Source organism: Candidatus Anoxymicrobium japonicum, assembly GCA_002843005.1.
In the GTDB taxonomy this organism is placed as follows: domain Bacteria; phylum Actinomycetota; class Geothermincolia; order Fen-727; family Anoxymicrobiaceae; genus Anoxymicrobium; species Anoxymicrobium japonicum.
Window position 1 is genome coordinate 1 of sequence record PHEX01000011.1, and the last position, 23,538, is coordinate 23,538.

Below are 23,538 nucleotides of genomic sequence, written 5' to 3' on the forward strand. Positions count from 1 at the left end.
ATGGTTTCTGGCGCGTAAACTTCAAATCGGCAAATTGTTTATTTTGCAATACATCAAACCATAACTTGTTTTCAGCCTGGGTTGGATTTTTTCTATTCTCAGCGCTTTTTTAGTGAGTGCCTGATTGTAGGGAATATAATCCCCCTCGCCCCCCTTATCAGGGGGGGGATTGGACGTGCGGCTTGTCCGCCAGACAGCGGATTGTCTCTTGTTGTTCTTGTTCAGTCGGTCGGGGCATAGTAACCGTTGATTTTATTTCTCCGATCTTTTGGATTGGTCGGGGTGGCCGGATTCGAACCGGCGACCTCAGCGTCCCGAACGCTGCGCGCTAACCTGGCTGCGCTACACCCCGACATGGAGTAATTATAGGAGTGTTACAGGATCGCGTCCAACAGGACGGTAGTGACAGGACGGGACAGGCAGGTGAAATGGCTCTTCGAAGTATCGATGCAGCCCGGAAGGTAGAGAGTGGTAGTCGATGTCCTTCACGTCATCGTGGAGATCCACGGAACTGTACGTGTTCCAGAACAGCGCGCTCCGTTGCTCGAGCCCGTGCTTGTGCAGGAAGTTCAGCGCCGCGGCGAGAGTTTTTCCCGTATATGTCCCTTCGAGATTGATCCCATCGCGCTCGTGCGCGAGCGAGATCGCATCCATGCCCTCAGATGTGAACCGCGCGTATGTCGGCCCGCAGAAGTCGTCAATCATAAGAATGTCGCGAGGGTGAACGCCCTTGATCGCCATCTGAGGGTTGTGTCGCTTGATAAACGCGGCTGCCACGTTCACATGTCTGGCAAGCAGCCACCTGTTGCACGCTATCTTGTCTACGACACGCACGGGAACGATCTCGCTTAAAAGCCCCGCGAGGCGCGCGCCGAGAATGAGGCCGGCGGCCGTGCCGCCGCTCCCGCAGGCAACAAAGATAAACTCCGGCGCTGGAAGCAGACCCTCGTCCACCTGCTTCTTGAGTTCGAGCGCGGCATTGACATAGCCGAGTGTGCCTCGCGCGTTGGATCCCCCGGGAGGGATAACGTACGGCAGCTTACCGGACGCGCGGTCGAACCCCTTAGCCATGCCCCGCAGAAAACCCGCCGGCAGACCCGCCGGAGATCCCACCTGGAGAAATCGGACGCCGTGCGCGAGGTCTAAAAGCAGGTTCTTGCGCACGTACGCCGCGTTCGGCTGAGGCATAAGAACGGTGATAGCGCGCATTCCCAGTCGCTCGGCGTGTATGGCCGTCGCGAGAACGTGGTTGGATCCGACCGCTCCGAACGTCAACACGATTCCGTGGCCCCGCGCTTGAGCGTCCGCGAGCAGGAACTCGAGTTTGCGCACCTTGTTGCCACCGTAATACGAGGAGCTCAGATCGTCGCGCTTGATATAAAAGGCGTCCAGCTTCTCGGCTGAGCATATGCCGGTAAGTTTTTCGACAGGCGTTGGGTAGTTACCCAGAGCAAGCCATTCAACCCGTCCTGCCATACCCGCGAACTTTTCAAATACCAGCGGCGCGTCCCGCAACTTTGCCTGCCTTTATTTCATCATGTTGATCGCATGCTTTCTATATAGTAAAGGAATGAGACCGTTCGGCGATTTTCTCATAACGGTGATGAGAGAGATCGGTTACGCGATCTGTCACCAGATGCCTGACCGCACTCTTCATTACGGTGGCAGGGCGATGCCCGTGTGCGCCCGGGACACCGGGTTGTTCATGGGCTTTGCGGTGTGCTCGATCGTGTTGTTGCTCGTCTACAGGCGATCCGGCGCGCGCTACCCATCCTGGCGCAAGTTGCTCTGCCTGGTGGTTTTTATCATTCCAACGTTTGTCGATGCTGTGACGTCCTATGCTGGAGCGCGCGAATCGAGCAACGCATTGAGGTTGGTGACCGGCGCTTGTGCCGGCGCCGGAATCTCCGCTCTTTTTCTGCCCTTAGTGCTCCTTTCCATAAATACAGTGTTCGAATGCAAGCGTATTTATGGAATGGAGGACTTAAGGTCAGAGGCGCTCGCCTGCCGGCATGACAGGGCGCCGGCAAAACCGCCATCCCGCATGTTCGAGCGCTGGTGGTCGCTGCCATCACTACTGTTCGTGCCGGTCGTCATACCGCTTGCCATGCGGCCTTCGTTTCCCGGCGCATACTGGCTGTGGTCCTTGTTTGTCACAATCTGCATCCTTTTCACCTTTTTCGTGTTGAATTTCACACTGGTTGCGTTAGCGCGCGTGGGGGCGCGTGATCCGGAAGTTGTCACGCAGACGGGTTTGGTTCTGGCGCTGGCTGTCGCAGGCGCACTCACTGAGCTGGCAGCCTCGAATCGATTACACTGGCTGATGACGCGCCACTGATGTCAACATAGATTTAGTCGGGGTAGACGGAAAGGTAGACGGTGCCTGACCCCTAACGTATGATAGGCGCAGAGGGTTGGTTACGGGAAGAACGGGAGGGTCTCGCAAATGCATGTTCCAAAGGAAAAAATCAAGGTCACGATACTGGTTGAGCGATTTCGCATCGTGGGAGACATATTCCGTTATCCCGGCGCCAGGCTCCTGGATCTGGTTAACGTCAAAGACAACGCGTTCATGCCCGTGACAGACGCCCAGATATTCAGCCTCGCCGACGGCAAGCTTGTTCACACCGCGTCTTTTGTCGGGGTCAACCGTACGGCGATCATGTTCTTTTACCCCAGTGAGGAATACGTGCAACAAGAACAAGAGACAGAAACGCGGTAGGTTTTGCCCTCGCCTTACCGGTTGCTCTCCACGATCGGGGCTTCATTGGAGCATGTGATCCTGGAGAATTTTTTGAACGCTTTGACGTTCCTGGTGAGCATAGTGTCCACGAACTTGATGACTGTCACGCGCACGCTGGTTTTACTCTGAGCTCCGGCCGGAAGAAACAGGATTTCACACTGGCTGATCTCCTCGTCCGTGTAAGCGGCCAGGCGGAGCTTGTCCGTACACTCCTGAACAACCTGGAACTCATCGTGATAGGCTCTGTATTGGTTAGCAGCCGCGTCCGCAATGTCTTCCGCCGTCTGCGCGACAGAGAACCGCTCAAAGATTGGCGGGCCGATCTGCGTCATGGCAAAGATGACAATCGCTATTACGATCCCCACGACGATAACATGCCGAAGGATTTGCCCTTTTTCGCTCGCCAGAAGCTTTCCGATTCGCAAAGCATAACTCCGTTGCGCCACACCGCTTCTTACACTCATTTAATAATACGACTTTCTTCAGCCGTTTCCTTTACCGGTGGTTCAATATCACCGTGATTTCGTCTGAAGAATTTCGCGATGAGCCTTCTCAAAGCGCGCATCTCCTCTGACTTAAAAAGCGCTGATGCGCCGAGATAGACAATCGCCGAAACGATGACCGCCGCCGCGACCTGCAAGAGTTGTTCCGGAAACGTAGCGACTCCCACAAACTTCTGGCACAACCACGCCACCGTCCAGCAGGCGATCCCCATCGCCAGCGACGCAACCGCTATCCTGGCCAGAAAGGTGGCGACTCGCTTGCCATCCAGCCCTCCCAGGCGCCGACTGAGCATGATCCACACAAGAACGGCGCCGACGACGTATGCCGTCGTGTTGCCCAGTGCCAATCCGGATATCTTCATCACATCGCTTGAAAACGAGTAGAAATATATGAAATCGACCGCGATGTTGAGCCCGATGATTATTCCCGCTATTATCAGCGGCGTTTTGGTGTCCTGCATCGAGTAGAAGACTTTGAGCGCCAGCATGAAAAAAGAGAAAAATGACAGGCCAAGCACGAAGTAAAACAACACGCTCGCGAGCATGGCCGTGTCGCGCCCGGCGAAGTTGAGGCGCTCAAGGAGCAGTCGGACAATAGGGACGCTCAGGATCGCGTAGCCGACTGATGCCGGGATCACGACGAACGCGGTTGTTCTTATTCCCAGAGATGTCGAGTCAATGATCCGAGAGGTGTCGTCGCGTATTGATTGTTCAGAAAGACTCGGGAAGAGCGCCGTGATGATGGACACCGCGACAATCCCGTAAGGCAACTGAAAGAAGATGTATGCGTACTGGAACGCCGATATTCCACCTGTCACCGACGCCGCGAGTATGTTCACTACTAACAGACCCACCTGATTTATTAGCACGTAGGCGACTACCGGCACGGCGAGGCGGCCAATTTTTCTGACCGCCGGGTGCTTGAGATCAATCAGGAACCTGTACCGGAAACCCGTCTTGCGAACCCACGGGAGCTGTATCATCGCCATCGTGACGACACCCGCCGTCGCCCCCGCGGCCAGCAAGTACTTGTTCGGGTAGAAGTTGTAGATGGCAACGGTGGCAATAACCACGACGTTGTTCGCGATAGGCGCGAAAGCCGGGATAGTGAAGTGCTTGTATGAGTTCAGGATACCCGTGTATATAGCGCAGAACCCGTAGAAGACGACCTCGAAGATAAAGAATCTCAAGAGAAAAATGGCGTCGGCCTCCATCTGCCCGCGCCCGTGCGCGAGGAAGGTTTGCGCTCTGATGACATACGGCGCCGCGACGCACAGGACGATGCTCACTCCCACAAGGACAAACAGAGTGATGTTGAAGATGGAGTTTGCGACGTGCCATGCCTCTTCCTCGTCTTTCGTGTGCAGGTACTCCACGAAAACCGGGATGAACAGCGAAGCAAGCACACCGCCGAGGACAAGATCGTAGATGATATTGGGAGTGATGTTCGCGAGATTGAAGGAGTCCGCCATCTCCCTGGCTGTCAGCCCGAGCACGGAGGCAAGCGCAGCTGTTCGGACAAAGCCGGTCACCCTGCTGATTCCAGTGCCCATAGTCATGACGGAGGCGCCGCGTGTAAATGACGCCCGCTTTAACCCCGGCCTGGCGACCCCCGGCTCCTCAAGCGCTTTTTTTGTTTGTCTGCTCGATGTTTCTTCGCTTATGCTTGCCTGCCTTTCGCCGTAAGAATGTCTTTGCGACCCACGCGCCCCCGATAAGGACGAGCAGACCGATAACCACGAAAAAAGCGAAGGTGTTCAACCTGCTTGTAAGTACGGTGGTGTCTACTTCTCCAATAATGAGGTTCCGGGCCTGAAGTCTTGCCTGGAAACGGATCCGGCCCTTCTTTTTTACCGCAACCGGGATCTCAAGGAGGTTTTCCTTCGGTTCCAGTTTGATCTTCCGTCGCGACCCCTCGGGGAACTCCAATCCATTGCTCGACAGCGTCAGGGTCGCGGTGATTGGGTACGAGGCGCCGTTGATAACGGACAAAGGGATCTTAGCGCTTGCCGACGTCAGGTTGATCGAGCCCGTGGAAGGCATGTTGATTTTCTTGATCTCGCCGTCAATTGTGTTGATCACTGAGGTGGCCCACGAGAGACCCTCGACCTTGCGATCCCACTGTCTCCATACGTCGCTCTCGCTTACCGAGACATTGTTCCGCAAGGTGAGGAGCAAAGGGTTGTCGCGCGTGACCATCGTAGAGAAATCCTTGCAGCGCCCGCGGGCCGTCGTCACACTGGTGAAGTATTCGTCGGCGCTCGTTGATGGTTCGGGTATCTCGAGTGGGTCATTCTCGAGAATCGGCACGGTCATCATGCTTTCCGCCAGTGTATTTGTCTTGAGCCATGGCGAGCCAGCGACGGCGGCGAATATTTCGCTCACGATTTCCCTGGAAGGGCGCCACCGCGCGGGCCATACTACGGCGCACGAGCGCAATTTGTCGGGCTGCTCGAGGTACAGGCTGGTGAGTTCAGAGAGGATGCACTGTGTTATCCCGTGCGGATCCGCGCTCTTGCTCAGACGCGCCAGCAGGCTTTGCATGCGGGCGTCCGCAAAGACGGCCGTGGTCTCGCCGCCTTTCTTCGCGCCCATGATGTTGACGGGCTGAGCAAGAGTGTACCCACGTGCCAGCCTCATGCCCGCCTTGCTGCGCTGGAGCAGTTCGGGGGAGAGCAGTAGGAACTTGCCGGCGTCACGGTCGAGGTCACGCAGGACCCGCGTGTTTGCCGCCAGTCCGGGAGGATAGAAGAACTCGCGACTCACTGTCGTATCGAGATCCTTTTCCAGGGCTTTGTGTCCTGATGTGAGCTGTTGTCTGGCGTCCGTTGTCCAGCGCAGGGAAATGAGGTTCTCCAGATTTGGCGAAGCGTATGGCGCGGGTAGCATCTGACAACGCGGCGATTGCGCGAGTATTCTGAAATCACCCAGCACACTGGATGCGCTCTTCGCCTGCCGCGAGTCCGGACTTACACGAAACTCTTTGTCTCCGCGTTTCACAACATAGCCTTTCGACATGTCGCTGATCTCCTCGAGGAGCATGGGTGACATGGAGAACGAGAGGTTCAACTCCGGCCATTTGTTCACAGCCCACAGTAGGGTCGAGTACCAGCCGGGTTGCTTGCCGGTAGAGTCGCACTCCGCGGCGAGTTCATCGCTCTTGAACACATCGTCCGGCCCCCGGTGCGGCGGTGAAAGCGTGTCAAACACGAGTGATACGCGCAGAGGCTTGAGGTTTGAGAGGTCTTTAGATGAAAAGACGATGATCTCGCTCACCACGCGCGAAAGGACGGCGCTGCCTTTGAGCGCTTCGAGTTTGAACGGGTAGATGCCGTTGGCGTAACGGCCTCGGGCAAGCTGAACTTCGAAATTGAAGGTGTTGTTTCCTGGTTTGAGCGATAAGTTTTTACATGGGGTTTCCGTCTGCTTGTAGGATTTGTTCGCTATTTTTCCGAGGGAATCATCCAGGTCGGAGCGCGAACGATTCTTCGTATAAACCCTGAAGCGGATGCTTACGCCCTTGACGCTTTGCCTCGAGCGATTGTCCAGCGTGACAACTGTCTGTATCTTGCCGTCGGGCTCGTACCAGTAAGAGTTTTTGGAAAAAGCCATACGAACGTCAGGCAAACTCGGAGGCGCGCCTGCCGCGAAAGTCGGGCACAGTTGCAACAACTGCAACAACGCCAGTGTCAGCGCGGCAACCCAGCGGGCCGCTGACAACTTCCCGCAATGTTGGTTTCCTGAAAACATTATCAATCTTCCCGGGGAATATGGCACCTGATCATCGTGTCATGTTTATTATCTCATTATCCAAGTAAGCCAATGAAAAACGCAACACGGGGGGCCTGACCCCTGGTGTTGCGTTTATAATTAACATATGAACATTTTTAAGGATTTCGAGAAAAAGCTTGAGGGCCTTTTCGAGGGAATCATCCTGCGCACTTTCAAGTCGGGAGTGCACCCTGTCGAGCTGGGAAAAAAACTGGTTCGTGAGTGCGAAGGCCACAAGACCATTGGCGTCTCGCGTGTTTACGTTCCTAACAGGTATGAGGTTGGGCTCTCGCAAAAAGACTATTCGCGTTTCGAGTCATATCAGGCGACGCTGGCGACCGAACTGGAAAATCTTCTCGTCTCTTATGTTAAAGAGCGCGGCTACGCCGTTCTTGACCGTCCGAGAATCAAGCTCATTGAGGTTGAACGCCTTCGCGAGGGCGAGTTCCGGATAGAGCCGCGAGTAGAGGGAGACCTGCCGCGCGCTCATGAGAAGGTGGAGACCCGCGATGGGATTATCAAGCGCTCATCAGAAGGCAGGCCCGCGGTGCTCGAGTTGCTCGACTCAGGTGACGTCTCTCCCGTGTTCGATCTCGGGAGGAAAGTGGCGCAAATCGGGCGCATCGCGGATAACGACATCGTACTTCCCGACCCGAACGTCAGCAGAGTTCATGCGCGCGTCGAGTGGCGCGACGGCGCTTATTTTGTCTCCGACCTCGAGTCAACCAACGGGACGTGGGTGAACGAAGAGCGCGTCTCGGGCAAGAAACTTCAAGAAAACGATGTAATCCGGCTCGGGAGCACACGACTTATATTTCGAGGAGCGGGCGATTGATTCCCAACATAGTTTTTATCGCTTTGCGATATGTCTTTGTCGGCTTGCTGTATATCTTTCTCATCCTGGTGGTACGGGCAATATACCGGGATATCAGGATGCCCGAAACGGTGGCGCGGCCCTCACGGCACAGGGAAAAAAAGAAAGATCAACAGCCGCAGCTCGTGGTGATAACCGCCGACAGGAACGTTGGCGCGCGTTTTATGCTGGTCGATGACGTCCGCATTGGAAGGGCCGCGAACAGCCACATAATTATTGATGATACTTACGCTTCACAGCAGCACGCGCGCATCTTTGTGAATGACGGTTCTTATTTTGTCGAGGATATTGGTTCGACCAATGGCACTTACGTGAACGGCAGGAAGATATCCTACCCGCTCGGGCTACGGGCCGGCGACAGGATAAAGATAGGCAAGACAGTGTTCGAGTTCCGGATGTAGGAGTCCGACTCAGACCGGAGGACGTCATCTACAGCATTACCTCGTCATCGATAACTGATACAGGTAAAGTTAGACAGATTAACGAAGACGCGATCCTCGAGACGGGCAACCTGTTTGCTGTGGCGGACGGCATGGGCGGCCACCAGGCGGGCGAAGTAGCGAGCTCTCTCGCGCTTTCCGTGGTTTGCCAGTACGTCGAGGACAACATCGGACTCATGCCGGGCGAAAAGCTCATAGAGAAAGCAACTGCGGCAGCCAACGCCGCGATCTACACGAAAGCGTCGTCACGTGTAAAGTTCCGGCAGATGGGTACCACGCTCACCGTGATGTATCGGGAAGGCGACACCATCTATATCGCACACGTCGGGGACTCGCGCGCCTATCTCTTTCGTGAAAACAAATTGCGGCGTCTCACGCGTGACCATTCGCTTGTCGCGACCCTCGTCGAGAAGGGTGAGATTACCGAGGAGCAGGCGCTGTGCCACCCGCAGCGCAATATCATACTGAAGGCGCTGGGGCTGGCGCCACAGGTCGAAGTCGACGTGTCGGCGGTCAGAATCGAGCCCGGTGACATTTTTCTCATTGGGAGCGACGGGCTGACCGGCATGGCGCGCGACGAAGAGATTGCCGGAGTCCTCGCGTCCGGCGGAGAGCCATCTGACTGGTCGAGGCGCCTCAAAGATATTGCTCTTGACGCGGGTGGCGCCGATAACGTCTCAGTGGTGGTGATTCGCATTCTCGAATCAGCTTCGATTGTGCGCGCGCCGGCGGCCGGGCGGAGAGCCGGGGGAAAGCCGGAAGGGGCGCCGCCTGCGCGCTCGCGCAGAGGCAGATTGCGCAACTGGTTGATAACAGTCGTCGTCGTCGTGGCCCTGCTGGGCGCGGGATTCGGTGTGGCTTATCACTCTTACAACAGGAGTTTCTGGGTGGGTGTCAAAGACGGCAAGGTGACGCTTTTCAAGGGCTTCCCGTTCTGGGATCTCGCCCTCGTTGAGCGGCAGACCGACATTGAGGCACGGTTCCTGCCGGATGCCCTGATGCGACGGGTGGAGAACAAGCTGGAGCTCGAGTCTAAGAGCAGTGCGCTGGACACCATCGAAAGCCTCGAGCGTGAGGTGGAGAAAAACTCGAGCATCGTTCCGGATGTTCAGGGGAAGAAGTATCAGGTGGCAAGAGGCCTGCTCGAGTCGGTGGGATTGCGCGCCGAGCCGAATCTGGTAAGCCGGACAGGCATAGCCGCGGATATCGTGATAGATCAGGATCCTGTGCCGGGGACGCGCGTGGGCAAGGGCGCCTCAGTCAAAGTCAAAGTTGTAATGGCAGGCTCGCCCGCTGAGGAGGTGTAGGCCACGAGAGCGCGAAACCGGGAACTGATGCTTTTGATATTCCTGACGGTCATGATGTCCGTCGGCTTTATCAGTGTGCAACTGGCGCGAGAAGAGAAGCTGGCGCCGGCCTCGTTCTTGTACCCCGCCGCCGCCGCCGCCGCGGTGTTTATCGTTCTCCACGTCGTCTTGCGCATCTTCATGCCGCGCGCCGACGGCCTGATCCTGCCAATCACCGCGGGCCTCACTTTCATGGGGCTCGTGATGATCGACCGGCTTGATCCGGATCTGGCGCTCGAGCAAATGAGCTGGATTATCGTGGCGGCCGTATGCTTCGTGCTCGTGATTCTTTTTTTTCGCGACTACGAGAATCTGGCTCAGTACAAGTACACCTGGGGCATCGCCGCTCTTTTGCTTCTCGCGTCAACCATGGTGTTGGGGAAGGAGGTGAATGGCGCCCGCCTCTGGCTTCAGATCGGCTCGTTTCACTTCCAGCCGTCGGAGCTCGCGAAGGTGGCGCTGGTGATCTTTCTTGCGGCGTTCTTCGCTGAGAAGCACGAGCTCCTGTCGATCTCGACCCACAGGGCGCTCGGGATCCCGTTGCCGGAGGTCAAATACTTTGTGCCGTTGCTGCTCATGTGGGGAGTAAGCGTTCTCATGATGATCTATCAGAAGGATCTGGGCTCGTCACTGCTCTTTTTCGGGATTTTCACTTGCATGATGTATGCGGCGACGGCCAGAAAGACGTACGTGCTGGTGGGGGTGGCGCTTTTCGCCTTGGGCGCCTATCTTTGCTACCTGGGGTTTGGCCACGTACAGGTGCGGGTGCTTACCTGGCTGCGTCCCTTCAACGCCGCGACCATACAGCATGAATCCTACCAGATATCCCAATCGCTTTTCGCACTTTCGTCCGGTGGAGTTTCCGGAACGGGCCTGGGCCTGGGCCACCCGAACTTCATTCCTTCCGTGACCACGGATTTTATCTTCAGCGCGGTAGGGGAGGAACTGGGGCTTCTGGGCGCCGCGTCGGTAGTGCTGATGTACATACTTCTGGTCGCTCGGGGGATAAAGGTCGCGCTCTCGCACCGCGACGACTTCGGTAAGTTGCTCGCTGTCGGGCTCGTCAGCATCATCGCGTTGCAATCTTTTATCATTATGGGAGGCGTTACGCGGCTCATACCGCTGACCGGCATCACGTTGCCTTTCATGAGTTACGGGGGAAGCTCGCTGGTCGCGAACTTCATGGTGCTGGGATTGCTCATGGCGCTGTCGCACCGGGGCGCTACCACCAACGTGGTGAGCCTCAAAGAGGGGACGAAACGGTGAAGATGAACAAGCAGATCAAGGCATTGTTCACGGTTTTCGTTGTGATCCTGCTTGCTATTGTCGTCAACCTTTCCTGGCTCCAGGTCTTTGGCGCGAGCGGGATAGAGAACAACGCTTTCAACAAGCGCAGGATCGTAGAGGAATACGCTATCTTACGGGGCGACATCATTTCGGCGGATAACCAGATCGCGGCCAGAAGCGTTGACACCTCTGCTGAGTACCGTTACCAGCGCGAGTACCCGATGGGTTCGCTTTTCTCGGACGTCATCGGGTACGACTCCTGGCGCTACGGGAGGACCGGGCTGGAGGCCAGGTATAACAAAGAACTTCTCGGGAGCAGTAGCAAGCTGACCGTTCAGAGTCTCTCAAACCGCCTGCTAGGCGCGAGCAAGAAGGGCAACTCCATCTTGATGACTCTTGATTCACGTGTCCAGCGTTGCGCGGCCGAAGCCCTCGACGGGCGCAAAGGCGCGGTAGTGGCGATGGATTCGAAGACAGAGGCTGTCCTCGCGATGGTTACGAGCCCGACGTACGACCCGAACGCCGCGATCCCGTTGCCCGGCAGGGATAACCAGGCGCAGTGGGACGCCATCAACGCCGACCCCAACCGCCCGCTCTTCAACAGGGCCACGAGCGGCCTCTACCCGCCGGGTTCGTCGTTTAAGGTCGTGACCGCCGCCGCGGCGCTGGATCAGGGGATAGTTACGCCCGATACGCCCTTTGACTGCGCCGGGAAGCTTCCCGTCAGCGGCTACAGTATCTATGATTTCAACAAGAAATCGCACGGGCGCCTGGATTTCGCGCAGGCTCTTATACTCTCGTGCAATATTACGTTCGCGCAGGTGGGCATGAACCTCGGCGCGCCGGCGCTCGTGAAGTACGCCGAGATGTTCGGGTTCAACAAGCCGATGCCTCTCGACCTGCCAACTGTGGCGAGCCAGGTTCAGGAAGCCGGGGAAATGGATCCGGTGGCTTTAGCTTCCGCCAGCTTTGGGCAGGGACAGGACCTGGCCACGCCCGTAGAAATGGCGGTAGTGGCATCGACAATAGCCAATGAGGGCGTAATGATGCGGCCGTACATGGTTCAGGAGATACGAGATTACAACAACAGGATTATCGACAGGGTCGAGCCGGGGCAGATCCGGCAGGTTGTTGACAGCCAGACGGCGATTACTCTTACGGACATCATGGTAAATGTCGTTGAGAAGGGCACTGGCACCTCGGCGCGAATAGATGGAGTGGAAGTCGCCGGCAAGACCGGCACTGCGGAGGTCGAGAACGGCAAGCCGCACGCCTGGTTCATTTGCTTCGCTCCGGCCAGGGATCCGAAAGTAGCTGTGGCTGTTATTGTAGAGAACGGCGGCGAGGGCGGCAAGACCGCCGCGCCAATCGCGAGAAAGGTTCTTCAGATGGCGCTGAAAGTGAACACCCAATGAAGTTCGAGTTCGAGATAATCAAGAGCGCGTGACGTGAAATGTCATATTTGTGAAGGGAGAATGCTTTGAAGTGGCATGTACGGTTCAGGTGGGTGACCGCAGTGGCGCTCGTTCTGACGATCGCGCTCCCCGTGGGGCTGGGAGGCTGTTTCGCGCGGGGGAAGGAGGATGTCAACACGTATGTCGTCAAAGAGTCGGGCAAGGTGATAGGATCGCAGAAGGTGCGCATCAAGGAGACCGGTTCAGGGCTTGCGTACTCTTGCACCGAGAAGCGGCCTTTTGCCGAGTTGGACACTACTTTCACGCGGGAACTCACGGTTGCGAAGAACCTCAAGACCATGCTTGGCTACAAGTCGAGCAAGAGTGTTCCCGGCGCGGTGTACCGAACCGATATCTCCGCGACCGACCAGGGGTTTTCTTTTTTTGCCTACGACCCGCGGATGTTTGATTATTTGCCTCTGATGACGAATGGGAAAAACGTGATTCCCATAGAGATCGACTCCGCGTGCCTGATGCAGGCGTTGCTGGACAGGTTTCTGGTCGCCAATGTTCAAAGCGCCAGCGCGTTTGTAGTCGTACCGTCGCGAGGCCCTGTGGTGCGCCAGGTGACTGTCGATAGGAAGAGCCGGTTTCTCATTCATCTGGCGGGAGTGGGATTAGACGATGTTGACGTGTCATTTGACAGGAACAACTTCGTGACACGCGTCCGCGCGCTCGACGTGACAATCGAAAAAGGAAGCGCGGCCCCGTCGCAATCCAAATCTTTTGAGCCTGTGAAGAAAGCCGGACGTGTCAGTGAAGTTCGGGTCGACACTCCCGAGAGGCTTCACAACGGCGACAGGCTCGAGCTCGCCGGCAACCTCTACCTTCCTCCATCGGGAAAGAAGCCTTACCGGGCGGTGATACTGACCGGGGACGCGGGGCCGCAGGACAGAACCGGCGGCGGATTCCTGTCCCAGGTCGCGGACGCGCTGGCGGGCCAGGGGTTCGCGGTGCTCACCTGCGACCGGCGCGGCGTTCCGGAGAGCGCGGGTAACTACGCGACAATCACAAGAAAGAGTTTGCTTTCCGATCTCGACTCGCAGGTCGACTACCTGGTGTGCCGCGGTGATATGGATCCCGAGAAAATAGCGCTGGTCGGTTACGGTGAAGGCGGTTTGATCTCAGCGAGTGTCGCCGCGGCCAATCCGTACGTGAAGCGCGTCGCGCTGATGGCGACACCATCGGTAAAAATGTTCCCTGATATGGCGCTGACGAGCATTCAGATTGCCACTATCGACGGGAAGATGATCGCGCCGGAGACTTACCACGCCCGGCAGTGCGTTGAAGCGCTGATAGGGCTTGTTTATGGCACGGCAGGAGAGAGCGTGGACGTGGCGGGTCACAAGATTTTCCTTGAATGGATGCGCTCCTGGATGGCGTCAAATCCGCCCGCCGACCTGAGCGCGTTGAAGGTTCCGGTTCTGGTGATGCACGGCGCCGTGGATAGAGTGGTCCCCGTGGATCAGGCGTCAGAGATAATGAAAGCTCTCGAAACCAGGCAGGGAGGCGAGCAGAAGCTCGAGGTGTTCGACAATCTCGGGCACACATTCGGGCCGGTTGTCGATGAGGCAAAAGCGCGCCCTTACAGGTCGCACCCCGTGGTTGACCGGAAGGTACTCGTCACGTTGTCCGACTGGCTGAAAAAGTAGAGGCTCGGGATGTCTTCTTCGCCCTCCGCTCGCGGACTCGGACGTCGGTCGAAGAAAACACCCCTCGCTTTGCTGAGGGGGGGGGAAGATTAGTCAATCAGAAAAAGTGGCACAGAATGCCATGTTCTCTAAGAACGGCATATGGCAAAAAGAGCCCGGTTGCGCAATTCGCCGGGCCCTTTGATTATTCGGCAGGTAGTTTACGGTCGTGCCCGGGACAGAAGTTCGCAGCCCTCGCTACAGTGGGCGCAGCGCGGAATCGTGTATCTTTTCAACGTGACACCTCCTTTTTCGAATTATATTATTGCGTGTCGCGATACCAGTGTCCTTCTACAGACAAATACTGTCAATGTCGAATGTCAATCTCCCGGATCTCAAATTGTGCCGACTGCTACTGAGCATCAGTGTTCAGGCGGTGAAGCCATTCTAATGCTCCGCGGCTCCGCGGATTACATACGCGACCGCCACCGGCACAGCACAGGGATTTGAAGTCATGGCAGGAGATGAGGAGGGATAAATTCATCCAGTGCGATTGGGAGGTGAAAAGTATGGATACAGTGAACGAAATCGTCAAGAAAATTGACGAAGGGAAAATCGTTTATCTTGAGGAAGAGGCAGATGCAAAAAATCTGAGTTGGGACGCGCATCCGACTTTCAAAGGCGTATTTTTGAAACATCTTGTAAAAGGAGAAAAGACGGATGGTGAGTCAGGCAGGTCTCGGCCCCACGCGCTTGAAAGCGTGCGGTGACCCCGTGTTCGAGGACGCCGCGATGCGGCGCCTCATGAGGTCGCAGGTTCGATCCACTGTATGGAAGAAGTGGAATCTGATTTGGAGTGGTAGGCCAGGCAGGTCTCGAACCTGCGACACCCGGATTAAAAGTCCGGTGCTCTACCAACTGAGCTACTGGCCCACAAATTACTTCATTCTATTCTACTTTTGTCGGAGCGCATCAACAATCGTGACCCGATGTCCGCGCTGAAAAATTTCCAATTGTGATAAAATTGTGACAATATTGACACATTGACACCAGCGGTAACAAACAGTTTCTCGAGGTCCAGGAGGGCAATCAGGATGAGCATGTTGCACAAGAAGGGACATAATAAGAGCGCGCGAAAGGAACGCAAGGAACACAGGCGCGTCGAAGAGATATTCGATGAGCCGACCGATTCCTGGGATCTCCTTGATAACTCGCCCAACCTGATTCAGAGCGTCACGCCGGAAGGGCGTTTTTTCTACATAAACCACAAATGGTGCGCGACACTGGGTTATCGGCCTGACGAGGCAAAGGGCCTGACCTTTCTGGACGTCCTCCACCCGGATTGTCATGACCACTGCAAGGCGGTCTTTCAGAGCCTGATGTCCGGAGCGCGCATCCAGAAAGTGGAGTGCGAATTCCTCTCAAAGGACGGCAGGCGCCTTCCCGCTACGGGACATGTGAGTTGCTACTTCGAGGCGGGGAAGCCCGTTGCGACTCGCGGCATTTTCCAGTTGACGGCGACAGGCGGGCGGGCGGAGAAAGATGCGGATGCAGATCGGAGCATGAGTGTCGCGATAGAGAAAGCGTTTCTCGAATTCGCGAACTCTTCTTTGAGGCGTTAGCGCCCCGCCCCACAACTGGTTCACGGCAATAGCGTAGCGCGAAATACTTCAGTTTTCATCTGTCGCAACTCGTTCTTTGCTTGATCAGGTTCATGATATTATGAGTGTCAGTCAGGGCGAAGAAGGAGAACCGGTGCAAACAGAAAGCGGCGCGCGGAGCAAAGTTGCTCGTGGAGCGGGTGACGTCAAAGAGCGTATCGCGGTTCTGCGCGAGAGCCTCGTGGGGGCTTTCGGATTGATGATGGCAGCCGTCACGGTCGCGAGCGTGCTCAACTACATGTTCAGCATTATCATGACGCGCATGCTGGGCGCCACCGGCGCGTTCTCCTCGTTCAACTCGCTGAACTCTATCTTTCTCATCGTTTCCATGGGGGCGCTATCGGTTCAGATGGTCATCACCAGGTACGTCGTCGAGTTCGAGGTGACGGGCGAGAAAAACAAGATCCGGCTGCTGTTGCGCCGCTTCTCCCGGGGGCTGCTTCTTGCCGGCGTCGTTGTGATGATCTTGAGTTTCGCGGCAGCGTGGCCGCTCGCGCATGCTCTGAAACTAAGCTCGCCTCTGTTCGTTATCCTTCTCGGGACATCTGTGGTTATCACAATTTACCTGACCCTCCCCAGCGGGCTTCTCCAGGGCGAGCAACGGTTCGGAGCGCTGGGTGGCGCGGCCATATCGACCGCGGCGCTGCGGATCGTCATCGGGGTGACGCTGGTAGCGCTTGGAATGGGCGTTTACGGGGCGTTGGGCGCCGCGACACCGGCGGGGATCGTGGTCGCGTGCGTCATCATCTACTTTTATCGCGACATGTTTCGCGGGCCGGTAGAGCCCGACCCGGAGTTTCATCCGGCCACCGCGCTCAAAGCGCTCGCGCCTGTCGCCACCGCGGTGTTTCTGGTTATTTTCATAACCCAGATCGATGTCGTGCTGGTGAGAGCTATGAAGGGAGCGGTTCAGGCGGATCACTACTCGTATGCCGCGCTGGCCGGCAAAGCGGTTTTGTTCTTTCCTGAAGGCGTATCGCTCGTTATGTTTCCAAGGGTGAGTCATCTCCATGCGAAAGGCGCTTCGACGAAGCGAGTCCTGGGTTTGAGCCTTGCCGTCGCGGGCCTGCTGGTCGGAGCGGTTGTGATCTTCTACGCCGTCTTTCCGGGTTTTACGGCGCGGTTCTTCGCGGGAAAGCACGGCAACTTCATCAACACGATCAAGTGCGCCGGCGGCATTAACTTTATCGCGCTGTTTGGTCTCGTGATGGCCGTTTTCGCCATTGTGAAGCTGCTTGCTTTTTATCACCTCGCGCTGAATCACAAATCTTTCCTTGCCATATACGCGTCCGGCGCGGTCATGGAAGTTGTCGGAATATTTCTTTTCCACCGTACACTTCCGCAGATACTGGTCGTTATGCTTATTGTGGGAGTGGCGCTTCTTGTGCCCAGCTTGACGCTGGCTCTGACACAAAGTAGTTTTGCAGATTGAATGATTGTAGATGGTGAGGAGCTGGATGCATGGTCGGTGACTTGCAAGAAAACGCGGAAACAACTTTCATTGTATCTGGAATTCACGAACATGCGCGCAACGACACTATTGTGATGGGCGCGGTTCAAAGACGCCTCGAAGCGTTATACCCTTACCAGAAAGGACACTGGGAACGTGTCTCATTCGAGGCTTCCGCGATCGGCGAGGAACTCGGCTTCGGACGCGACGCGCTTGAACAACTGCGGATTTCCGCCTACCTCATGGATATCGGGATGATCGATGAGTCTATTCACGCTCTCATCGCCAGTTGTGTCGACTCAAGCATTGATTATATGCAGAACGCCGATATCAGGTGCGCGGTAGAGCGTCACCCGGTGATTGGCGCGAGGAAACTCGAGGAGATTGGCTTCCCAGATCCTGTGATCCACGTGGTAAAACATCACCACGAATGGCACAACGGCTGGGGTTATCCCGATGGCCTCTCAGGTGTCGCGATTCCGCTGCTCGCCAGGGTATTGATAGTCGCCGATGCTTTTGTGTCTATGACTTCCGATAGGCCATTCCGTTCCGGATGCACACCTGACGAGGCGCTCGAAGAGATCGTTGGCTACGCGGGAGTTCAATTTGATCCGTGGGTGGTGCCTGCGCTCGAGGAGATCGTCACGCAGAAGGAGTGCGTGATCGATTCCATTATCGACAAGACGCTCGATCTCGCGCTCGAGGAAGAAACAGAGCAACGCTAGCCTGAAAACGCAACACGGGGGCCTGACCCCCGTGTTGCGTTTTGTCTGCAACTGACCCATTAATCCACCAAATGGGTGATCACAAAATCAATACTATTGTTGATAATCGCCCGAGAACGAACTGCCGAAATGATGTAAAGGAGAAGTAAGTTGGAAAGGGCAGTGCGATGGACGGGAGAGCGTGGTATCAGAGAACCAGGCGCAAAGCAGAAGAGGGCGAACATGGCTTTACCCTCGCGGAACTTGCCATAGTGATCGTGATTCTTGCAGTACTGGTCGCGATAGCGGTGCCGGTTCTGCTCGGGGGCGGAAAAAAGGCGGATCATGTCGTCGCGATAAGCAACCTGGCGACGGCCGGCAAGGTTGTTGAGAGTGTCTGGTACAGTGACCTCGCAACTCAGGGCCACGATGCGTACAGGGACTACGACCCACCCGAGGAACTCGAGGAGTGCGCCGTGGATGGTTGGGTGCCGGTCGACGCGCGTTACATGAGCGTGTGTGAGCAGAAGATCACCTGGGTGGATCTCAACGTTGGCGGGGAATCGGATCCTATAGCCAGCGCGGAAATCGGCCCATATTGCCAGGCCGAGGCCTATGGGTTCCGGCTAGTTGGCGTCTGGAAGGCCGGCAAGTTGCTGGAGAGCGGCGCCGACATCGCGCGGAACTGGAACATCCTCAATCGAAAGATCGGGGTAGTGGACAACAAGTATTGGAAGGACGGCGGGTGGCAGGAGAACAACGACGCCCGGTACCTCACTCTGGTGACGTACGAGCGCGTGGGCCTGGCGCACTTCTACACTTTGAACCTCGGCGTTACGATCGCGGGAGGCACTTTCGAGTGGAAGGACGGAACAGGGACCCCCGGTGAGTCGTTCGGTGATGAGCTGGCGAGCGCCCCCGACCCGGTGGCCGACCCGCCACCCGCGGATTCTCCCGCTGATGATCCAGGAATTCCGCCGGCAGACCCGCCCGCGGATCCTCCCGCCGATGATCCAGTAATCCCGCCGCCGCCAGGGCCTCCGTTCGAGTTGCTTGAAACGAAGTTCACGCCCATAGCGATAAACCTCGAGAGCCAGGGAACATTTACAGTCACTTTCTACCTGCCCGAGGGATACAGCATCGCCGACATCGACCTGCCTTGCGTCAAGATTGGTGGGGCTACCGCGATAGAGGTCAAGGAAGCCGGGGGTGGGAAGTTCATGTTCACCTTCGACAGGCAGGATTTGACAGAGCTCACGGTCGGCAATAACGTGACAGCGACAATCACCGGGCGGCTTTATGATGGCACCGAGTTTTCCGGGACTGACACGGTAAAGGTCATCGACAATAAGTGAAGAACTGCGGTTGATTGCCGTTTGTCTCAAGTTCACCTGATTCCACCTGATATGATTATGCGTTGTCGAAACTTTTTATGGGACGTGGCACTGTAATGACGAAATCCACTGGCGAGCCGGACGGTCTGCCGGGCAAGGCGATCTCATCCATCAGGCGGCACGGGATGTTGTCGGGTGGAGAGCGTGTCGTGGTGAGCGTGTCCGGCGGCCCGGATTCCGTAGCTCTCCTGCTTTTCCTGAGCGAGATAGCCCCCGGAATGAACCTCACGCTTGCCGTCTTTCACATCGATCACATGCTGAGGGGCGAGGAGTCGCGCTCGGACGCTGCCTTTGTGAAAGAACTCGCGGAAAAACTCGGCCTGGAATCGCGCGTCGTCGCCGTGGATGTGCGTAAAGAGATGGAAGGCAATCGTCGTTCGCCTCAAGACGCCGCGCGAGCCGTGAGGTCTGAGCGCCTTCTCGATTTCGCGGCGGAGTGGGGCGCGGATCGGGTGGCCGTTGGCCACACCGCCGACGACCAGGTGGAGACATTCCTGATGCGCGTTGTGCAGGGAGCGGGGCTTACCGGGCTTGCCTCGATCAACGCGGTCTCGGGCGTCATCGTCAGGCCATTGATCGAGGTTTGGCGCCGCGAGATCGAGGAGTATCTCAACGTCAGGGGCGCCGACTCGCGTTTGGATCGGAGCAATCTGACGCCCGCCTACCTGCGTAACAGGATCAGGCTCAAGCTTCTTCCATGTCTGGTGTCGGAATTTGGCGACGCGGTGAAAGATGTGATTCTCAGGGAGGTGGAGTCGCTCTCGGAGGATCGTGAGTTTTTCACCTGTCTGGCGCGCGATGCCTTTGACCAGGCCGCTATCTCTGGCAAAGCGCAGGTTCGTATCGACAGGGAAAGGTTCATGTCCATGGCGCTGTCGCTCCAGCGCGGGGTGATAAGGGAATCCTGGGCGCGCCTGGCGCCTGGCGCGCCGATGCTTGCCTGGCAACACGTGGCGGATATCATCGATAAGGTAGTTTTGGGGAAGAGCGGATCCGCGATCGACCTGCCGCTAGGATTGGTCGCGCAGCGCGAATACGACGAAATCATCATCCGGCGCAAGGCGCCCGAGCGAGAGAGAATGCCTCCCGCGAGCCTCGCCATACCAGGCGTCGTGAGGCTTCCTCATGGGCCTGTCATCGAAGCGACCTGTGTATCCACGGACGAAGTGACGTTCAGCGACGATCTCTCAGTAGAGTTTGTTCGCGGCGACCTCGAGCGCCTGCTCGAGGTTAGAACTCCACGACCGGGGGATCGTTTTCAACCGCTGGGCTTCCCGCATGAGAAAAAACTGAAGAACTTTTTCATAGATGCCAAGGTGCCGAGGCGAGAAAGGCTCACAGTACCGATTGTGCTGGATGAGGGCCGCGTCGTCTGGGTCGCGGGGCTGCGGCTGGATGATCGCTACAAGCTCCGATCGACGGACAGGCGCGCGATAATGTTGCGCCTGTGCGACGAAGCTGTTTCAGATAAAATAAGGTAGGATGCGGGAGGGGAGAATGCGTGGTGGCTGGATTCGAGATAGATGAGACGGTGTACGGCGAACAGGAGATACAGGCTCGAGTTCGAGACATGGCAGGGGAGATAAGCGGGGATTACGGCCCTGAAGGTGTTTTCCTCATAGGCATCTTGAAAGGCGCATTCATGTTTCTCGCGGATCTGGCGCGCTCTATCACAATCCCGGTACGGTTTGATTTCATGGCGTGCTCCTCGTATGGCTCATCTCGAAAAACTTCCGGTATAGTTAGAATTCTCAAGGATCTGGATACGGATATAAGGGGAAAAGATGTCCTTGTTGTAGAGGACATAATAGACACAGGTTTGACGTTGAGTTATCTGTTAAAGAACCTGAAAGCTCGCGAACCGGCTTCACTTGAGATTTGCTCGCTTCTCAACAAGAAGCGCGTCGAGGGCAAAGTTGATCTGCCGATAAAGTACGAGGGCTTCTCGATTCCCGATGTGTTTGTCGTAGGCTATGGACTCGACTACGACGAGCAATTCCGCAACCTGCCGTATATCGCGAAACTGAAAAAGTAAGGCGTCTCCTTGTCCTTGTGGTATGCTTTTCTGTGTGAAACTAAGTGCCCCTTTCCATAAATACGGTAACGTACCGAGAGCGTCGATGCGCCGTTCCTTAAAAGGCCGCGTGACAGAGTCGTACTCGGTGAGTACGGGGAGGGAGCGGAACGCAGCAGGCGCGGATGCAGCGGCGGTCGCTTGCGAGTATTTATGGAAAGGGGCACTAAGGAAAACTGGTCTGAACAATCGGTTGCTCCTGGCGCTCCTGATAAAGTGAGACAAACATGATGAAGAAGTACGCTAAAACTATAATGTTCTGGATGGCAATCCTGTTCCTGGTCGCGTTGCTCATGATCCATCCACTGTGGCGCCAGCCTGCCAGGGAGAAGACGTTTTCGCGGTTCATGGAGCAGGTTCGGGAAGATAAGGTCATGACTGTAAAGATCTTCAACAGAGATCAACGAATAGAGTATGAGCTCAAAAACAAGGAGTGTTTCAAGACCGCGTTCCCCGTCAACTACGACATAACAAAGGCACTGGCCGGCAAGCATGTCAGCATTGCCGTCGATCCGCAAACCAGTACCAGCATGTTCGCTATTTTGATTCAAATTCTTCCACTGCTTCTCATGGTCGGGCTGGTTCTGTTTTTCATGCAGCAGATGCAGGGGGGGGGAAACCGTGTCCTGTCTTTTGGAAAGAGCCGCGCGCGGCAGATAACCAGGGACATGCCGAAGGTCACCTTCGAGGACGTGGCGGGGGTCGATGAAGCGGTAGAAGAGCTGAAGGAGATCGAGGAGTTTCTCGAGAACCCCGGCAGGTTCCAGGCTCTTGGCGCCAAGATCCCCAAGGGCGTGCTTCTCTACGGCCCGCCCGGTTCAGGTAAGACACTGCTCGCGCGCGCGGTTGCCGGTGAGGCGGGCGTGCCTTTCTTCAGCATCTCGGGCTCTGATTTCGTGGAGATGTTCGTGGGCGTCGGCGCTGCCCGCGTGCGCGATCTGTTCGGGCAGGCCAAGACAAGCGCGCCATGCATCATATTCATGGATGAAATCGACGCGGTCGGGCGTCAGCGAGGCGCCGGGCTCGGTGGCGGCCACGACGAGCGAGAGCAGACGCTCAACCAGTTGCTTGTCGAGATGGACGGATTTGAAACCGAGGCGGGCGTAATCATGATCGCCGCGACAAACCGGCCCGATATTCTCGACCCCGCGCTCCTTCGACCCGGGCGATTTGACAGGCAAATTGTCGTGGAGAGACCAGACCTCGAGGGGCGCAAGGCTATTCTCAGGGTCCACACGAAGGGCAAGCCACTCGAAAAGAAGATCGACATAGACGTGCTTGCGCGCCGCACCCCGGGATTTACGGGCGCCGACCTTGCGAACATGGTCAATGAGGCAGCGTTGCTTTCGGCGCGACACAATAAGAAAAACGTGGACATGATCGAGATGGAAGAGGCGATTGACAGAGTTGTCGCGGGGCCGGAGAAAAAGACCCGCCTCATCTCGGATCGCGAGAAAGAGATCATCGCCTACCACGAGACCGGGCACGCGCTTGTGGCGCACACACTGCCAAACGCCGACCCGGTGCACAAGATATCAATCATTCCGCGCGGGCAGGCGCTGGGCTATACACTGACGTTGCCGACCGAGGACAAATACCTGGTCACTAGGTCCGAGCTCGTGGATGAACTGGCGATGTTGCTGGGCGGACGCACCGCCGAGGAGATGATCTTCAACGACATAACCACGGGCGACCAGAATGACATCGATCGCGCGACCAAGGTGGCGCGATCGATGGTAATGGAGTACGGCATGAGCGAGAAGCTTGGCCCTGTCACTCTCGGCCACAAGCAGGAGCAGGTGTTCCTGGGTCGCGACTTTGTCGCGGAGCCGAACTACTCCGATGATGTGGCCTTCCAGATAGACCAGGAAGTCAGGCGCATGATTGACGAGGCCCACATGGAGGCCAGGCGCATCCTTGCCGAGCAGAGGGAGCGTCTCGATATTATCGCCAGGATACTGATATACAAGGAGACTGTTGACAAAGATGAGTTGTTAGACTTGCTGGATGGCGACCCGGGGGAAATCTACAGCAGGTTCATCGAGGAGAAACAAGCGGCCGAAGCCAAAGTCGCCGCGATGGAGACGCCTGAAAAGCCCGCGGGAAAGAGGCTTCACGGCAAAAAGACCGCAAGGCCACCCATCACCACAAAGCCCGAGGTTTTGCCCGAGCGGTAGACGGAAAGGTAGACGGTGCCTGACCCCTG

General features: G+C 56.7%; 19 protein-coding genes, 2 tRNA genes and 2 pseudogenes. 16 read left to right on the forward strand and 7 right to left on the reverse strand.

All coding sequences use genetic code 11. The annotated features are described in order from the left end of the window. The 3 genes and pseudogenes from CVT63_01930 to CVT63_01940 all read right to left on the reverse strand — a co-directional run bounded on the left by CVT63_01930 (window position 1) and on the right by CVT63_01940 (window position 1,515). Window positions 1–97: pseudogene (locus CVT63_01930) on the reverse strand (endonuclease). A 177-nt stretch (window positions 98–274) separates the two neighbouring features. Then, window positions 275–352 (reverse strand) — tRNA-Pro (locus tag CVT63_01935). Between the two features lie 11 nt (window positions 353–363). Beyond that, window positions 364–1,515, reverse strand: a complete 1,152-nt coding sequence (locus tag CVT63_01940; protein ID PKQ28569.1) for a hypothetical protein — start codon at window positions 1,513–1,515, stop codon at window positions 364–366. Window positions 1,516–1,537: 22 nt separating this feature from the next. Here CVT63_01940 and CVT63_01945 point away from each other — a divergent pair, with 22 nt between their 5' ends. Beyond that, window positions 1,538–2,338: a hypothetical protein gene (locus CVT63_01945; protein PKQ28570.1), complete on the forward strand. Its 801-nt coding sequence runs from the start codon at window positions 1,538–1,540 to the stop codon at window positions 2,336–2,338. 108 nt (window positions 2,339–2,446) lie between these two features. Then, complete coding sequence (locus tag CVT63_01950) at window positions 2,447–2,722, forward strand: hypothetical protein (GenBank protein PKQ28571.1); 276 nt, start codon at window positions 2,447–2,449, stop codon at window positions 2,720–2,722. 14 nt (window positions 2,723–2,736) lie between these two features. On the opposite strand, the gene CVT63_01955 is transcribed toward CVT63_01950, so the two are convergent. The 3 genes from CVT63_01955 to CVT63_01965 all read right to left on the reverse strand — a co-directional run bounded on the left by CVT63_01955 (window position 2,737) and on the right by CVT63_01965 (window position 6,966). Then, on the reverse strand, window positions 2,737–3,168 hold the full coding sequence (locus CVT63_01955) for a hypothetical protein (protein ID PKQ28572.1): 432 nt from the start codon (window positions 3,166–3,168) through the stop codon (window positions 2,737–2,739). Window positions 3,169–3,203: 35 nt separating this feature from the next. Then, entirely contained in the window at window positions 3,204–4,805 is a 1,602-nt protein-coding gene (mviN, locus tag CVT63_01960) for a murein biosynthesis integral membrane protein MurJ (GenBank protein ID PKQ28573.1), read from the reverse strand. A 61-nt stretch (window positions 4,806–4,866) separates the two neighbouring features. Then, window positions 4,867–6,966 (reverse strand): hypothetical protein, encoded by a 2,100-nt coding sequence (locus tag CVT63_01965; protein PKQ28574.1) that lies wholly within the window; start codon window positions 6,964–6,966, stop codon window positions 4,867–4,869. 157 nt (window positions 6,967–7,123) lie between these two features. On the opposite strand from CVT63_01965, the gene CVT63_01970 reads away from it, so the two are divergent. The 7 genes from CVT63_01970 to CVT63_02000 all read left to right on the forward strand — a co-directional run bounded on the left by CVT63_01970 (window position 7,124) and on the right by CVT63_02000 (window position 14,819). After that, window positions 7,124–7,852, forward strand: a complete 729-nt coding sequence (locus tag CVT63_01970) for a hypothetical protein (GenBank protein ID PKQ28575.1) — start codon at window positions 7,124–7,126, stop codon at window positions 7,850–7,852. Further along, the gene (locus CVT63_01975) at window positions 7,849–8,292 is read left to right on the forward strand and encodes an FHA domain-containing protein (GenBank protein PKQ28576.1); all 444 of its coding nucleotides are present in this window, start codon (window positions 7,849–7,851) and stop codon (window positions 8,290–8,292) included. The genes CVT63_01970 and CVT63_01975 overlap by 4 nt, the downstream gene beginning before the upstream one ends. Window positions 8,293–8,411: 119 nt before the next feature. Then, on the forward strand, window positions 8,412–9,638 hold the full coding sequence (locus CVT63_01980; protein ID PKQ28577.1) for a hypothetical protein: 1,227 nt from the start codon (window positions 8,412–8,414) through the stop codon (window positions 9,636–9,638). Window positions 9,639–9,665: 27 nt separating this feature from the next. Further along, entirely contained in the window at window positions 9,666–10,943 is a 1,278-nt protein-coding gene (locus tag CVT63_01985) for a cell cycle protein (protein PKQ28578.1), read from the forward strand. After that, window positions 10,940–12,379 carry a hypothetical protein gene (locus CVT63_01990; GenBank protein ID PKQ28579.1) on the forward strand — a complete coding sequence of 480 codons (1,440 nt, stop codon included), beginning with the start codon at window positions 10,940–10,942 and terminating at the stop codon, window positions 12,377–12,379. The genes CVT63_01985 and CVT63_01990 overlap by 4 nt, the downstream gene beginning before the upstream one ends. A gap of 65 nt (window positions 12,380–12,444) precedes the next feature. Then, on the forward strand, window positions 12,445–14,070 hold the full coding sequence (locus CVT63_01995; GenBank protein ID PKQ28580.1) for a hypothetical protein: 1,626 nt from the start codon (window positions 12,445–12,447) through the stop codon (window positions 14,068–14,070). Window positions 14,071–14,573: 503 nt separating this feature from the next. Continuing rightward, window positions 14,574–14,819 (forward strand): hypothetical protein, encoded by a 246-nt coding sequence (locus CVT63_02000; GenBank protein ID PKQ28581.1) that lies wholly within the window; start codon window positions 14,574–14,576, stop codon window positions 14,817–14,819. 87 nt (window positions 14,820–14,906) lie between these two features. On the opposite strand, the gene CVT63_02005 is transcribed toward CVT63_02000, so the two are convergent. Next, window positions 14,907–14,982 (reverse strand) — tRNA-Lys (locus tag CVT63_02005). Window positions 14,983–15,143: 161 nt separating this feature from the next. Between CVT63_02005 and CVT63_02010 the strand changes: the two genes are divergently transcribed. From CVT63_02010 to CVT63_02040, 7 genes and pseudogenes are all read left to right on the forward strand, one after another. Next, a complete protein-coding gene (locus CVT63_02010; GenBank protein ID PKQ28582.1) occupies window positions 15,144–15,671 on the forward strand; it encodes a hypothetical protein in 528 nt (175 codons plus the stop codon). A gap of 133 nt (window positions 15,672–15,804) precedes the next feature. Further along, on the forward strand, window positions 15,805–17,142 hold the full coding sequence (locus tag CVT63_02015) for a hypothetical protein (GenBank protein ID PKQ28583.1): 1,338 nt from the start codon (window positions 15,805–15,807) through the stop codon (window positions 17,140–17,142). Window positions 17,143–17,171: 29 nt separating this feature from the next. After that, window positions 17,172–17,885, forward strand: coding sequence for a hypothetical protein (locus CVT63_02020; GenBank protein ID PKQ28584.1), 714 nt, complete (start codon window positions 17,172–17,174; stop codon window positions 17,883–17,885). 167 nt (window positions 17,886–18,052) lie between these two features. Further along, window positions 18,053–18,190: pseudogene (locus CVT63_02025) on the forward strand (hypothetical protein). A 1,091-nt stretch (window positions 18,191–19,281) separates the two neighbouring features. Continuing rightward, window positions 19,282–20,739, forward strand: coding sequence for a tRNA lysidine(34) synthetase TilS (gene tilS, locus CVT63_02030; GenBank protein PKQ28585.1), 1,458 nt, complete (start codon window positions 19,282–19,284; stop codon window positions 20,737–20,739). A gap of 89 nt (window positions 20,740–20,828) precedes the next feature. Next, a complete protein-coding gene (hpt, locus tag CVT63_02035; protein ID PKQ28595.1) occupies window positions 20,829–21,293 on the forward strand; it encodes a hypoxanthine phosphoribosyltransferase in 465 nt (154 codons plus the stop codon). Window positions 21,294–21,562: 269 nt separating this feature from the next. Then, a complete protein-coding gene (locus tag CVT63_02040; GenBank protein ID PKQ28596.1) occupies window positions 21,563–23,509 on the forward strand; it encodes a cell division protein FtsH in 1,947 nt (648 codons plus the stop codon). Window positions 23,510–23,538 lie beyond the last annotated feature (29 nt).